The sequence below is a fragment of the Devosia geojensis genome (genome assembly GCF_000969415.1).
GTDB lineage: Bacteria > Pseudomonadota > Alphaproteobacteria > Rhizobiales > Devosiaceae > Devosia > Devosia geojensis.
Window position 1 is genome coordinate 46739 of sequence record NZ_JZEX01000061.1, and the last position, 14657, is coordinate 61395.

11 protein-coding genes are annotated in these 14657 nt (G+C 65.0%); 3 read left to right on the top strand and 8 right to left on the bottom strand.

The window, feature by feature from the left end:
- Window positions 1-27: 27 nt before the first annotated feature.
- A complete protein-coding gene (lysA, locus tag VE25_RS06275; RefSeq protein WP_052731765.1) occupies window positions 28-1293 on the top strand; it encodes a diaminopimelate decarboxylase in 1266 nt (421 codons plus the stop codon).
- Window positions 1294-1347: 54 nt separating this feature from the next.
- Here the strand turns inward: lysA and VE25_RS06280 are convergent, their stop codons facing one another.
- From VE25_RS06280 to VE25_RS06305, 6 genes are all read right to left on the bottom strand, one after another.
- Window positions 1348-2298, bottom strand: a complete 951-nt coding sequence (locus tag VE25_RS06280; RefSeq protein ID WP_046107743.1) for a LysR family transcriptional regulator — start codon at window positions 2296-2298, stop codon at window positions 1348-1350.
- A gap of 76 nt (window positions 2299-2374) precedes the next feature.
- The gene (locus tag VE25_RS06285) at window positions 2375-4069 is read right to left on the bottom strand and encodes a dipeptide ABC transporter ATP-binding protein (protein WP_052731766.1); all 1695 of its coding nucleotides are present in this window, start codon (window positions 4067-4069) and stop codon (window positions 2375-2377) included.
- Window positions 4066-4968 (bottom strand): ABC transporter permease, encoded by a 903-nt coding sequence (locus tag VE25_RS06290; RefSeq protein ID WP_046107745.1) that lies wholly within the window; start codon window positions 4966-4968, stop codon window positions 4066-4068. The genes VE25_RS06285 and VE25_RS06290 overlap by 4 nt, the downstream gene beginning before the upstream one ends.
- Window positions 4965-5930, bottom strand: a complete 966-nt coding sequence (locus tag VE25_RS06295; protein WP_046107746.1) for an ABC transporter permease — start codon at window positions 5928-5930, stop codon at window positions 4965-4967. The genes VE25_RS06290 and VE25_RS06295 overlap by 4 nt, the downstream gene beginning before the upstream one ends.
- A 68-nt stretch (window positions 5931-5998) precedes the next feature.
- Window positions 5999-7594 carry an ABC transporter substrate-binding protein gene (locus tag VE25_RS06300; RefSeq protein WP_160299954.1) on the bottom strand — a complete coding sequence of 532 codons (1596 nt, stop codon included), beginning with the start codon at window positions 7592-7594 and terminating at the stop codon, window positions 5999-6001.
- Entirely contained in the window at window positions 7587-8525 is a 939-nt protein-coding gene (locus tag VE25_RS06305; protein ID WP_160299955.1) for an N-formylglutamate amidohydrolase, read from the bottom strand. Before VE25_RS06305 ends, VE25_RS06300 begins: the two co-directional genes overlap by 8 nt.
- Window positions 8526-8818: 293 nt before the next feature.
- Here VE25_RS06305 and VE25_RS06310 point away from each other — a divergent pair, with 293 nt between their 5' ends.
- Window positions 8819-9517 (top strand): gamma-glutamyl-gamma-aminobutyrate hydrolase family protein, encoded by a 699-nt coding sequence (locus VE25_RS06310; RefSeq protein ID WP_052731769.1) that lies wholly within the window; start codon window positions 8819-8821, stop codon window positions 9515-9517.
- 24 nt (window positions 9518-9541) lie between these two features.
- Here VE25_RS06310 and VE25_RS06315 read toward each other — a convergent pair whose 3' ends face one another.
- Window positions 9542-10561 (bottom strand): phosphotransferase family protein, encoded by a 1020-nt coding sequence (locus tag VE25_RS06315; RefSeq protein WP_052731770.1) that lies wholly within the window; start codon window positions 10559-10561, stop codon window positions 9542-9544.
- A gap of 262 nt (window positions 10562-10823) precedes the next feature.
- Between VE25_RS06315 and VE25_RS06320 the strand changes: the two genes are divergently transcribed.
- On the top strand, window positions 10824-12827 hold the full coding sequence (locus VE25_RS06320) for a BCCT family transporter (RefSeq protein WP_046107747.1): 2004 nt from the start codon (window positions 10824-10826) through the stop codon (window positions 12825-12827).
- A gap of 96 nt (window positions 12828-12923) precedes the next feature.
- Here VE25_RS06320 and VE25_RS06325 read toward each other — a convergent pair whose 3' ends face one another.
- The gene (locus tag VE25_RS06325; RefSeq protein WP_046107748.1) at window positions 12924-14651 is read right to left on the bottom strand and encodes a hypothetical protein; all 1728 of its coding nucleotides are present in this window, start codon (window positions 14649-14651) and stop codon (window positions 12924-12926) included.
- Window positions 14652-14657 lie beyond the last annotated feature (6 nt).

Here is a 14657-nt window from a genome sequence, read left to right on the forward strand (position 1 = left end):
GCTACTCTTCAGACGGAAGACCTGTTCGTGACGAGACCACAGTCCCTGCGGCCGGACCTGATCGCCGCCGCGCTTTCGGCCGCTCGAAGCGTCGGTACGCCGTTTTGGCTCTACGAGGCCGAACCGATCCGCCAGCGGGTCGGGCAATTGTCTGCGTTCGACTGCATCCGCTACGCTCAGAAGGCCAACAGCAATACGCACATCCTGCGTTTGCTCCGTGCCATGGGTGTCGCGGTCGACGCGGTCTCCCTCGGCGAGATCGAACGCGCGCTGCGAGCGGGTTACGCGCCGGGCACGGACGCGCATGAGATCGTGTTCACGGCCGACATCATCGACGAGGCGACGCTGGCTCGCGTCCTTGAACTCGGGATTCCCGTCAATTGCGGATCGCCCGACATGCTGAGGCAACTGGGCCGCGCCGGACGCGGCCACCCGGTGTGGTTGAGGATCAATCCGGGTTTCGGACACGGCCACAACCGCAAGACCAATACGGGCGGACCTTCGAGTAAGCACGGCATCTGGCATGAGGAGCTCGAGGAGAGCCTGCACCTCGTCGACGAATACGGACTGTCGCTGATCGGGTTGCACATGCATATCGGCTCCGGCGTCGACTATGCGCACCTGCATCGTGTCTGCGACAGCATGCTGGATGCCGTGCGGCGCGTCGGTCGGCCGCTCCAGGCGATCTCTGCGGGTGGGGGACTTTCGGTACCCTACCGTCCGGGAGAACCCGAGATCGACATTGCAGAATACTATGCGGCATGGAACGAGACGAGGCTCGAAGCCGAGCGGATCACCGGTAGCCGGCTACGGCTCGAGCTGGAGCCGGGCCGATATCTCGTCGGCAACGCCGGGCTGCTCGTTGCCGAGATTCGTGCGGTCAAGAAAGTGGCTGACAACCACTTCGTGCTCCTCGATGCCGGCTTCAGCGATCTCGCCCGCCCCATCATATATGGCAGCCACCACGAAATCTGCTTTGTAACGCAGGTCGGCCAGCCGGTTGCCGGTCCGATCCTGCCGATCGCCGTAGCCGGGCCGCTCTGCGAAGCGGGTGATGTTTTCACCCAGCACGACGGCGGCTTCGTCGAGTTCCGCGACCTGCCGCTGCCGGAGATTGGCGACATCGCGGTCCTACGTGATGCGGGGGCCTATGGCGCGACCATGTCTTCAAACTACAACACGCGGCCGCTCGCGCCCGAGGTCCTGCTCGACGGGGGCGCGCTCTCGGTCATCCGCAAGCGTCAATCGATCGAACAACTGCTCGATCTCGAGGCCGACGGCGGACCGCTCTGACGGTTGCGCGATGCCGTCATCGGACGGACGTGGCGGAGTTGCGGAGAGCGACCGTCAGCCGGCGCCCGCCCATTCGAGTTCGGCGACCGCGTCGGCGGTGACCGCCGCGAAACTGCGCTGCATGAGGTTCTGCGTCTCCGTCCCCGCCAGGACCTCGGGGAACGACAGATAGAACTTGGTTCTGGCATCTATTCCGATGACCGGCCGCCACACGAGACCCTGCGTCTTCTGGCAGACGATCGAGGCCATCAGGGCATTGTTGAACGACAAGGCGTTGAGCATTTCCGTCATGCGGATGGAAAAGCTGGCGAACGGCGATTGCAGGGCGTTGCGGCAGTTGAGCCGGTTGCGGCTGAAAAGGTCGCGGTAGTACTGGAAATAGGGATCCCGGCGCGACGGCCAGATGACGTCGTGGCCGTTGATCTGGCTGAGCTCGATGCGCTCGAACTGGGCGAGCGGATGGTCGACATGCATGACGCACACCTGCGGCACCTCGCACTGCAGCAGGTTGACGATGTTGGCATGCTCGAGCGGACGGGTGTGGAAGGCGAAATCGACCTGCCCCTCGGCCACCGCGTTGGTCATCTCGTCGACCGGATGGGAAACGACCGAGTAGTTGCCCTTGGGGTGATGCCGGTGCACCTCGGCCAGCAGCAGCGGCAGGATCTCGTTCATGAACGAGACCGTGGCCGAGATGCGGATGTGGGATAGAAGCTTGTCCGTGCGGGGCTTTAAATGCATCTCGATGCGGTCGATGAGCGCCAGCAGGTCGCGGGCGTCGTCGTGCAGGGCCTCGGCGCGATGCGTCGGGAAGATCGCGCCGTTGCGGCGCACGAACAGCGACACGCCGACCGATTTTTCGAGATTGCTGATCAGCTGGCTGACCGCCGGCTGCGACATGTTGAGCTGGCGGGCGGCGGCCGAGATCGAGCCGGTGAGGATAACCGCCGAGAAGGCCTCGATATATTTCAGCCGCCTGATGTTGCGCGGCGGAGTCTGGCTCATCGTCTTTCCATTGAAGTCGGGGTTCCGTGCCGTGGGGCCACCCTATCCACCACGGTTGGCAACTCAAGGGAAACGATCATGCGTCCTCGAATGCGATGCGCGGCATCGCAGCCAGCAGGTCGCGCGTATAGGTCTCGCGCGGTGCGGTGAGCACCTCGTCGGCGTTGCCCTCTTCAACCATACGGCCGGCGCGCATGACGATGACGCGGTCGCACATCTGGCGGACGACCGCCAGGTCATGGCTGACGAAGACGAGCGTCAGGCCCAGGGTCTCCTGCAGCTCCTTCATCAGGTTGAGGATTTCGGCCTGCACGGTCACGTCGAGCGCCGAGGTCGGCTCGTCGCAAAAGATCAGTTCGGGCCTGAAGGCCAGGGCCCGGGCGATGCCGATGCGCTGGCGCTCCCCGCCGGAAAACGCATGCGGCATCTTGCCGGCGGCGGCGCGTGGGAGCCCGACGACCTCCAGCAGATCCTGTGCCAGGACCTTGGCCTCCGCGCGGCTGACCAGTCCCTGGGCGACGATGCCGTAGGTGATGTTGGTCCCCGCGTTCATCCGCGGATTGAGCGAGGAATACGGGTCCTGGAAAATGCACTGGAGCGAACGCGAGAGGGCGACCCGGTCGCGCCGGCCGCGCATCTCGGCGATCGGTCGACCCTGGAACGCAATGCTCGCCCCCGCGTCCGGCTCGACGAGCCCGAGGATCGCGCGACCGATGGTCGACTTGCCCGACCCGGACTCTCCGACGATGCCGAGGGTTTCGCCGGCAAAGACCTCGAATGCGACACCGTCGAGAGCACGGAAGCCCCCGGACGTCCCGCGCCCTCCCTGGGCATCGAAGGTCTTGGAGAGATTGCGGATGGAAAGGAGCGACTGACCATCGCGTCCGGCCGCGATGCCGGATTTGAGGAAGGCGATACCGCGGCGCCGGCCGGGCGTATCCTCGAAGGAATCAAGGACATCGAACCGAGCCCGCTTATGGTCGACGGTTGGTATGGCCGCCATCAGATCCCGGGTGTAGCGCTCGCGCGGTGCGCCGATGACCTGGGCGGTCGGCCCATGCTCGACGAGCCGACCGCGCCAGAGGACGCTGACCCCGTCGCACATCTGCGCCACCACGCCCATGTCGTGGGTGATGAGCACGATCGAGATCTGCTTCTCGCGCGCAAGCTTCTTGAGCGTTGCGAGCACCGCCTTCTGCACGGTCACGTCGAGGGCCGTGGTCGGTTCGTCGGCGATGATGAGGTCCGGCTGCGCGGCAATGGCGATGGCGAAGACGATGCGCTGACAGAGGCCGCCCGAGAGCTGGTGCGGATACTTGGCAAGGCGCTCCTCGGCGTGGGTGACCTCGGCGCTTTTCAGCAGTTCGACGGCATAAGCGCGCGCATCGCCGCCCCGCCGGGTCGTGTTGGCCTCGATGGCTTCGATCAGCTGCTCGCCGATCGAGAGCACCGGGTTCAGCGCGGTCATCGGGTTCTGGTAGATATAGCCGATGCGCTTGCCCCGGATGGCGGCGAACCGGGCTTCGGAGAAACGCGTGATGTCGGTTCCGTCGAGGGCGATGGTGCCGCCCGTGATCCGGGCGTTGTCGCCCATCAGCCCGAGGATGGCCTTGCCGATCGTCGATTTGCCGGCGCCGCTCTGCCCGACGATACCGACGATCCGGCCGCGTTCGAGGTGGAGGGAGAAGCCCGAGATGGCTTCCGCGTCTCTCCCGTCGCCCAACTGGTAGGCGATGCTGAGGTCTTCGATCGCGAGGAGCGGCGCCATCATGTCCTGGCCTGCAGGTAGGGGTTGGCATGGTCCCGCAGACGGTCGGCGACCACGTTGATCGAGAGCACCATCATGACGAGGACGAGGCCGGGGGCGACACTGATCCACCAGCGGCCCGAGAGCAGGTAGTCGTTGCCGTTGGAGATGAGGAGGCCAAGCGACGGCTCCGTGATCGGCACGCCGACGCCGAGGAACGAGAGGGTCGCCTCGGCCACGATCGCGCCGGAGATCGCCATCGGCACGATGACGAGGACCGGCGAGATCGCGTTGGGCAGGAGGAAATGGAACATGATACGCAGCTGGCCGATGCCGGCAAGGCGGGCGGCGGCGATGTAGTCCTTCTTCATTTCCGACAAGCCCACGGCGCGCACCAATCGGGCGTTCTGCGCCCAGATGCCGATGGCGAGCGCCAGGATCACCTTGTCGGCCCCCGAGCCGAAGACCACCAGCAACAGCAGGGCGAGGAGCACGCCCGGAAAGCTGAGGGTCAGGTCGGCGGTGCGCATGATCACCGCATCGATCCAGCCGCCACGCATGACGGCGACGAGGCCAAGGACGACGCCCACCGCGACGCCTGCGCCGACGGACACCAGCGCAACGAAGAGCGAGGTGCGCATGCCGTACATCACCGCCGAGAGGATATCGCGGCCGACCGCATCGGTGCCGAGCACGCTGAGGGTGCCGTCCATGAGCGTCGACATCGGCGGCAGCAGGCCGTCCATGATGTCGAGCCGGCTTTGGTCGAACGGGTCCTGGGGCGCGAGCACCGGCGCAAAGAGGGCGATGAGGCTGAAGAGCACGATGCCGATGAGCCCGGCGACGGCCGCCGGATAGCCGGCGAAGACGGCCCGGAACCTGTCGAACCTGCCCGCCGATGACTCGAAAGTGGTCTCACTCATGAGTAGCGGATCCTCGGGTCGAGGATGGCGTAGATGATGTCGGCGACGAGGTTGATGAGGACGAACATCAGGGTGGCGAGGATCATGTAGGCGACGACCACAGGCCGGTCGGAGCGATAGATGGAATCGAGCAGCAGCTTGCCGATCCCCGGCCAGGAGAAGACGGTCTCGGTGACCGTCGAGAACGCGATCAGCGTGCCGAGCTCGAGGCCGGTGATGGTCACGATCGGAATGAGGATGTTGCGCAGCAGGTGCCTGCCGATGAGCCGCGAGCGGGCGATGCCCTTGGCGCGCGCGAACATCATGTAGTCCTGGTACATGACTTCCTGCGTGCCCGAACGGGCGAGCCGCGTCTGCATGCAGATCAGCGCGACCGCGAGATTGGCTGCCGGCAGGATGACGTAGCGCAAGCCTTCCGCATTGAAGACCGACCAGCCGACCCCGAAGATCTCCGTCGTCGGCCCGCGGCCGGAGGCCGGCAGCACGCGCAGCCACACCGCAAAGACCAGGATGAACAGCAGCGCCTGCCAGAAATTGGGAATCGAGTATCCGACAGTCGTGCCGAAGCTGATGACCTTGGTCGGTGCCTTCTTGCGGTTGAGCCCCGAATAGATGCCGAGCGGGATGCCGACGGCAAGGCCGACGAGGATAGCGAGAAAGACCACCTCGAGCGTTGCCGGCAGGCGCTCGAAGATGAGGGCGAGCACCGGGCGGCCATAGACGAACGATGTGCCGAAATCGCCCTGCACGATCTTGCCGAGGAAGGTCAGATACTGGATGGGCAGCGGCTGATCGAGCCCGAAGGACCGGGCGAGCGCCTGCCGGTCGGCCTCGGTCGCGTCCTCGCCGGCCATCACCGCGACGGGATCGCTGATGACGTACATGCCGGCAAAGACGAGCACCGACATGATGAGCAAGAGGATGATGCTCTGACCGAGGCGCCGCAGGATAAAGTTCGTCATCGTTTCATCAGTACGCCCGCATCGGTGCCCATGGTCGGCTTCGGCCATGGGCACCTGGTGATCATCTCTTACTTGGAGCTCACCATCATTGCCATGGTGCGGCCTTCGGCTCCGCCGACAAGCTCGAGGTCGGTGCGGTGCGCCCAGAGCTCGTGGTTATAGAAGAGCGGAATGCCGGGAAGGTCGGCAACCGCCTGCTTCATGGCCTGCGCCAAATACTCGTCAGAGCGCGCCGGATCGACCTCCACGGCCCAGGCCTGGATGGCTTCCTCGAACGCGGGGCTGTTGTAGTTCGAGAAATTGGCCGATCCCAGACCCAGATCGTCGTCCCGCTGGGCGAACGCGCCCGAGATCAGCTGCGCGGCGCCCTGCGGGTGCCCCCAGCCATACATGAAGACCCCCAGCTCTCCCTCGGTCCGCCGGGTCTGGAACACCGACCACGGCTCGGTGCGCAGCGTCACGTCGAGGCCGAGACGCGTCCAGTATTGGGTGATCGCCTGCCCGACCAGCTGGCCGTTGGTGTAGCGGTCCGCCGGCACATTGAATTCGAGCGCGAAGCCATCCGGATAGCCGGCCTCGGCCAGCAGGGCGCGAGCGGCTTCGGCATCGGTTTCGAGTTCGGGCATTTCGGGAGCGCCGGCCATGTAGCGGGGAGCGAACTGGTTGGCGGCGGTCGCGTTGCCGCTGAAGAGCCTGTCGGTGATCGCCTGCCGGTCGATGGCCATCGAGAGCGCCTGGCGCACCTTGACGTCGGCCAGCGGGTTCGACCCGTCTGCCGCAGTGACGCCCCCGGCGCCGTCCTCGCTGGTGTCGAGGACGATGAAGATCGTCTGCAGCCCAGGCACGGCGCTGTAGGTGAAATTCTCGTCCCGGTCGATCACCTGCAGGTCCTCGGCGCTCGGCTGCTCGACGATGTCGTAGTCGCCGGCGAGAAGGCCCGCGATACGCGCACCGTTGTTGGGAACCGAGCGGATTTCGACCCGGCCCCATTCGGGCGATTCGCCCCAGTAGTTCTCGTTGCGCACGAGATCGGCGTCCCCGGTCGCCTGGAAGCTTTCGTAGACATAGGGGCCGGTGCCGATCGCGGCATCGCCGTTGTCGAAATCGGCCTGCGCTGGGTAGGAGTCTGCGATCCCACAATCGCCCTCGCGGTCATAGGCGATGTCCCCCTCGATCCCGGCCGCGTCGGCCGAGAGGATCTTCAGGAACTTGAGCTTCTGCGTGATGATCGGATAAGGCGCCGTGGTCTCGAAACGGACCGTATGATCGTCCACCGCGACGACATCGGTCACCGGCCCCAGGGCCGAGGTGACGACATTGGCGCGGCCGTCGACCCGGTACATCATGCGGCACATGCTGTAGACGACGTCGCGGGCCGTGAACGGCGCGCCGTTGGAGAACGTCACGCCCTCGCGCAGGTCGAAGACGATCGAGGTCGGGCCCTCCCAGCGCCACTCGGTGGCGAGCAGCGGAGAATCGTCGAGGCCGACGAGCATCTCGAAGACATGCTCGGCCAGCGCACCCGTATGGGTGTCGCTATAGGGATAAGGATCGGCGCTGACGGGCGCCGTCGAATAGGCCATTCGCAGCGTTTCGGCCGCAGCGCCGCTGGCGATCAGCGGGCTGCAGGACAACAGCAGTGCGGCGAGAAGTGATTTAGGCATCGGCGTTCCCCATTTCTTTTTGATGTTCCCCCTCGCTGGCGGGCATCTGGCCGGCCATGCGATCTGATATGAACTGCTTGAATTCGGCGAGCACGTCCGAGCAGTCCCGCCGGACCGCGTCGAACCGATCGGTCTTGAGGCGCGTCTCCTCGTCCATGTAGAGGTCGCGCCGCAGCTCGATCTGGACCAGGTGCTGCTCGATTTCCGGCCAGCCATAGCGCAGCGTGATCTCGCCGCCGGCAAAGCGCCGGTTGAGCCCGACCTCGTAGCCGCGCCGCTCGAAAGCCTCGACCAGCTTTTCGGCGACTTCAGGGGCGCAGGATTCCCCGTATCGCGTGCCGATATCGATCTGCGGCCGCGCGCGCCTGCCCTGGGCCGTGGTATCGAACTGCATCATCGAATGGCAGTCAATGACGTAGGCGCTGCCGAACTTGCGGCGCGTCGTCTCGATCATGGTCGTCAGCGCCTGGTGGTAGATGACGTAGCGGGTCGCGAGTCGACGTTTGGCTTCCGAACGGCCGAGCTTGCGGTCGTAGATGTCCACTTCCTTGGCCTTCGACCAGAAGAGCGTCGTGCCGTCGGTCAGGGCCGTTGGCTGCAGGCGCCCGTACCAGAGCTCGGGATCTTCCAGCATGGTCTCGTCGATGTCGTGCTGGTGCCGATTGACGTCGATATAGGCTCTCGGAAAATTGGCCTTGATGGAGCTGAGCTTCAGATCGTCGGCGTAAGAGAAGAGCTCATCGACATATTTGTCGGACGGATAGTCGATGACGTTGAAGGGCAGGGAGCGCGCGTAGCCGAAATCGGGAGGATACCGGTCGCCGCTGTGCGGGAACGACAGCAGCAGCGGAACCGCGGCATCGGAAACCCACTTTACCGTCACCGGCGCATCTGCGGGGGTTTCGTCAAACACGGCGGCGTCCAAACTCACTTCCGGCTCCTTGTCGTCGCGCCCTCCTCGGGCATTTCGAGCCAAGCTAGTCGGTCAGCGGGCCGCCAAAAACGTTATTGAATGGATCATCGACTCCATAAGGCTAGCTTATGGCGCGGCACGTATGCTCAACTCGGAGCTGGAAATTCCGGGATTGGGGACGGAGACGGGGTCGGCTTGCCGCTCCATTGCCTAGACCAATGGGTACTTCAGATCGCTCAATACCATGGACCAGTTGACCCGCGCGTCCTAAACAGGACCGGAATTCCCGAGAACTTCGCACCAGACGCTTGATGACGCACCGCCCCCTGATCGCCGTTTCCGTCGGTTCGGCAACGGACCCGCTTCCCTATACTCGCGCCATCGAGCGGGCGGGAGCCGAGGCCCAGGTCTTCGTTCCCGGCCCCGGGCGTTCGGTGCTCGCGCACGATATCAGGGGCGTAGTCTTTTGCGGCGGCGCCGCGGTGCACCCCTCCCGCTTCGGTCAGGACCTCGATCCGAACATCAGGAAAGCGGTCGACGAACCGCGCGACGAGATGGAGTGGGACCTGCTGGATCAAGCCCTCGCGCGGGAGCTGCCCGTTCTCGGCATCTGCCGGGGTTTCCAGATGATCAACGTCTATTTCGGCGGAACGCTGAGCCAGAACCTCGCCGCCGGCTCCTGGAAGGACGATCACCGCCCCGACGTGCCCCGCGATGCCGTCGCCCATACGGTCCGCGCACGCGGCGGCGAGCTGCAGGATGTTTTCGGGCGCGGGCCGTTCGAGGTGAACAGCATCCATCGCCAAGGCATAAAGGTACTCGGCGAGGGACTTGAGGCGACGGTCTTTACCGAAGACGGTCTCATCGAAGGATATGAGAGCGGGACGAGGCGTATCCTGGCGGTCCAGTGGCACCCTGAGGAACTCGTCGACCATCCTGCCCAGCGCCGCTTGTTCGAAACGCTGGTATCGCGTGCCGGACTTGGCAGCCAGGTGGCGTTGAATCGGTGACTGGCCGAGGCGGCAAATCGCTTCCTATAGAGCCCAGGCATGCGCCCGACGGATGATCCTCAGCCAGTCTCGGGCGGCAAGGAACGCGTTCCGTCGTTGGCGAGGGGTGGACTTCTGGTCCATCGCCGCCAACAAGTGGACATTGAGGGCGCCGGCCAAGGCATTGGAGGCACCGGCGACCCAATAGGCGCTGCGCAACGGATCAGAGATACGCCGGTCCAATCCCAGCCCGGTCAAATATTCCTTGAACAGGAGATCATGCCTCTGCAGGGCATTCGGTTCGAAAAACCGTAGCGATTGGAGCATCGAGCTCACATCCTCCAGAGGCGAGCCCAGGCGGGCGCGTCCCCAATCGATCAGCACGGGCAGGCGATCGGTGCCCTTTCTGACCATGGCGTTTCCGGGATGCACATCTCCGTGGATGGGACGCTGATCGAGCGGAGCTTCCCGCAAGAGGGCATTCCGCAGCCTGGGAAGGTTGAGGACTACTTTGTCGAGCACGCGGCGGTGACGCGCGAGCGGCGCAAGCTCCGGGTCGTGCCGGCAGCATTCGAGCCGGAGGCGCGTTTCGGCTGCACTGGTCGCCAAAGCGTCTTCATAATCCCAGTCCGTCAGCGACAACGCGCTTTGCGCGGTGTGGACATGGAACCGGCCCAGCCGACGCAACAGGGTCGTCGTGAGGTCCAGGTGCCGCCACGGCCAGGCCATGGCGCGATCGATGGCTTCCATCACCAGGAACGATCCGCCCGGCGAATGCTCGACATACAGCAGCCGCGGCGCGAGGACGCCGGCATGCTTTGTCACCAGATCACGGTAGACGGCGACTTCGCGCTCGGCGCGTCCGTGCAGGTGTTTGATGACAAAGCTGACGGTCCGCGGCCTGTCGCGCCGGTCGGAGTAGCGGGCGGTCACGTGCATGACTTCGGCGGCTTCGCTGCCATTGGAAAAGCGGCGCTGGCTGAACCGCGCTTGGGCTGCGGCGGGACCGACGAGGTTGAAGAGGGCATTGCGGGCGGCGGTATGGATCGGGCTGGTCGACATCATGAAACCATGATGGGGACATGCTCGGGCCCGCTCAACCCTGCTCCCGAATTCGGGATCTTGCCGCTTTGCTACAGTCGGCGCGTGGTCAGCGGGGCGCAGCTCTCTCGGACCTCGCCATCACCCCAGCGACGACGCACTGCTGCGCGGGCGCGGCGCTATCGTGTTCCGCCAGAATCGCCGTGCTTGTGTTGAACCTAGCTGAGGCGCCGCAGTTAGTAGAGTGAGCCCCTTCTTCGGCTGCTCCCCAAACACGAGGTGTCCAATGCCCGGCTTCGTGATCAACCCGCCGGTATTCTTCGGCTCCGTCGTGATAATCGGTGTCTTCGTGGGAATCGGCGTTCTTTTCCCCGAACAAGCCGAGTCGATCTTCGGGGCGCTGCAGGGTTGGGTGCTCGCGTCCTTCGGCTGGTGGTATCTGCTTGCCGTGGCGATTTTCATCGGTTCGGCCATTCTCTTTGCCGCGAGCCGGTTCGGCAGCCTCAAGCTCGGGCCGGACGATTCCACGCCCGACTTCCACTACATGTCCTGGGTGGCGATGCTCTTTGCCGCCGGCATGGGGATCGGCCTCATGTACTTCGCGGTCGGCGAGCCCATGACCCATTTCGCCGCTCCGCCGGAAGCCGAGCCGCTCACCATCGCGGCGCAACGCCAAGCGATGAGCGTCACATTCTTCCACTGGGGGCTGCATGCCTGGGCGATTTACGCGGTGGTGGGCCTGTCGCTCGCCTACTTCGGCTACCGCTACAACCTGCCGCTCACCGTGCGCTCGGGCCTTTATCCGCTGCTCAAGGAGCGCATCGACGGGCCGATCGGGCACGCTGTCGATATCTTCGCCATCTGCGGAACGATCTTCGGCATCGCCACCTCGCTGGGCTTCGGCGTGCTGCAGATCAACGCCGGCCTCAGCTATCTGCTCGGGCTGCCCAATAGCGCCATCGTCCAGATCGTCCTCATCGCGATCATCACCGTCATCGCGACCATCTCCGTCGTCACGGGTGTCGACAAAGGCATCCGCCGCCTGAGCGAGCTCAACCTGGTCGTCGCGATCCTGCTCATGCTCTTTGTGCTCGTCGTCGGCCCGACAGCCCAGCTCCTGCGGGACTTCGTGCAGAATATCGGCTTCTATCTCGACACGATCGTGCTGCGCACCTTCAACATCTACGCCTACGAGCCGCGCCCCTGGATCGACGCGTGGACGCTGTTCTACTGGGCCTGGTGGATCTCCTGGTCGCCGTTCGTCGGCATGTTCATCGCGCGGATATCGCGCGGCCGCACGGTACGGGAATTCGTGATCGCCGTCCTCTTCGTCCCGGCGGGTTTCACCTTCATGTGGATGACGGTCTTCGGCAACACCGCACTCCACATCGACACGACGATTGCGAACGGGGCGCTGTCCACGGCGGTGGAAAGCGACCTCTCCGTCGCCCTCTTTCAGTTTTTCGGATACCTGCCGCTTTCGCCGATCACCTCATCGCTCGCGGTTTTGCTGGTCGCGGTGTTTTTCATCACCTCTTCCGATTCCGGCTCGCTGGTCGTCGACACGATAGCAGCCGGCGGCGAAACGCAGACGACCACGCTGCAACGCGTGTTCTGGTGTGCGCTGGAAGGTCTGGTTGCCGCCGTGCTTCTGCTGACCGGCGGCCTTGCCGCGTTGCAATCGGCCACGATCGCCACCGCGCTTCCCTTCTCGCTGATCATGCTCGCCTTGATCTGGGCTCTCTTTAAAGGCATGAAATCCGATCTGGCGCAGTATCGGCTCGGTCAGGCGGGGTCGGCACCGCAGGCGCATCCTGCCGCCGGGCTCACCTGGCAACGCCGGCTGGGCCTGATCCTCAACGCTCCAACCGAAAAGCAGGTCGCCACGTTCATCGACGATATCGTGACGTCGGCGCTCGGCAACGTGGCCGGCGAGATGGAAAGGCGTGGGCGCGAGGCGACCGTTTCCCCCGGGGACGCGGAGCACTCCGTTTCGCTCACGATCCCGGCCAGCGGCATGCGCGATTTCGTCTATGGCGTTCAGCCGGCCGCCCATCGTCTGCCGGTCTTCTCGGCGCTGGAGGCGGCGCAGGCCGACCAGCGTTTCGAAGCGCGCACATTCTTCAGCGACGGCAGCCGCGGCTATGATCTGATGGGCATGACGCACGAGCAGGTCATTTCGGACGTGCTGGCGCAATTCGATCGCTATCTGCAACTGGTCCAATCACCCGAAGCCTCGCTTGTGATCGGTGCACCCGAACATGCGCCCGAGGCGGACTCGTCCCGCTGACGGCTTTCGCCAGCCGGTAGCCTTCAATCTGGAGCGGTTCTTCGATCGGTAGCGTAGGATCTATGGACTCGTCGGCCGCCACGACCTGGTGCTGTCCTATCGCTGCATTTCGATCAGCTCCTCAAGCAATCGGGCATATCTCCCCGCCTGCTCGTTGCAGAGTTCGTCTCCCGTGCCTGCGGCGAACGTCCACAGGCCAAGCTGGAATGCGAGATAGCAGGGCTCCATCGTCTGGAGCAGGCGGTGGTCTATGGAACGGCCGGTGAGTTGGCCGATGCGTTGGACGAGAGCGTCGCGCTCCTCGCTTGAAAGGTCGAGCTCGACCATCGCGCCGATGATGTCCCAGGCCGGATCCTGGGGGCCAATGAGATCATGGGCGCCGCTGTGGTCGAGGGCGTCGGTCTTGAGCAGGCGCCCGTTGGGGGTGACCAGCCATTCCCAGGCGTGCATGCGGTTGTCGGTATCGACGGGATGGAAGGGCAGGTGGTCGATATCGGCGAGGGCGGCTTCGAGGCCAGCGGCACGGGATTCGCCGAGAGCTTCGCGGGTGTTGGCCACGGCCATGGCGGCGAGTGCGGACGGGTCTGCGCCGGGGGTATAGACCGGAAGGTGCTGGATGCGGAAGGCGATATAGTCCACCAGGCGCTCGATGAGGGCGGCGCGGTCGCCGGTACTCGAGTCGAGCGGTGTGCCTTCCTGCCACTCCTCGACGAGGAAGCCGTGGCATAAGCCCACGGGACGGGGCGAGAAGCCCGCCGCTGCGAGCTTGCTGGCTCTGACGAGCTTTCGTTCCGCATCCACGCCGAGGCCGGCGAACTTGACGAGGAAGCGCTGTCCATCGGCGTGGGCAAAGAACTTGCGACGCTCCAGCCGTCCATCCGCCGGCGGTGGGGGAGCAGGGTGCAGCTTACGCCAGGCGCCGCCGGAGATCTCCTCCAGCGGTGCTTGCAGAGGGCCTAGGAGGTCGGAAAGCCAGCTTTCGAGCTGGTGCTCGGGGCGTCCGGCGTGAAGGATGAGGGCATCGAAGTCGACGACGTGCCTCGGGCGGCGTTCCCATCGGGCGCGGTGTTCCGGGCGGGCTTGCGGGCCGAGGGGCCCGCTATGGCCGGGAAAGAAATGCAGACGTTCTTCATCGATGCCATGCTCGACGAGCCAGTCGGCGACGCCGCCGAAGGAGCTGCCGGAGAGGCCCGGGCCCTCATCGACGATGGCGAAATCGGCTTCCGGGTCGTTGAGGATGTGCGTGGCGAGCTCGGGTGAGATCTCCGGACGCCGTTCGAAGGGGTGACCGGTGGGGCGGAGCGTGATGGGAGGACCCGCGCCAAGGCTGGCGGCGACCATTGCGGCGAGGCTCGTGCCGATGCTGCGGATGCCGATGATGCGGGTGCGCGAGCTAAGGCCGGAGCGCTTGGCCGCGGCATAATAGGCTTCCGGATAAAGAGCGTAGAACGCGTAGCCCTCGGGGCGCCGGACGGTTATCGGCGATGGGCCGGCGAGGGCGGCGAGGAGTTCGGGCCAGCCCGAGGGCAGGGTGGGTGGAGCGGCAAAGCCGCTCTCCCAGGAGAGCGCTACGGCCTTCGCGAGCGCCAGCAGAAACTTGCTTTCGGTTATATCGGCTGACGACCAGCCATCGGCGCCGGCGTGCGCAAAGCGAGCATCGGCAAGACCTTGCGCCAGTTCGCCGGCGAGGATGAAGGCGCCGACCAGACGTTGGTGGCGGGCAAGGCCCGGTGGCGCGGCGAGGCCCTCCGAGAGCGCGTCAAGGACGGCGGCACGCAACTCTGTGGGGTCCGCCTGCAGTTCTCCATCGCCATAGACCAGCATCGTTCG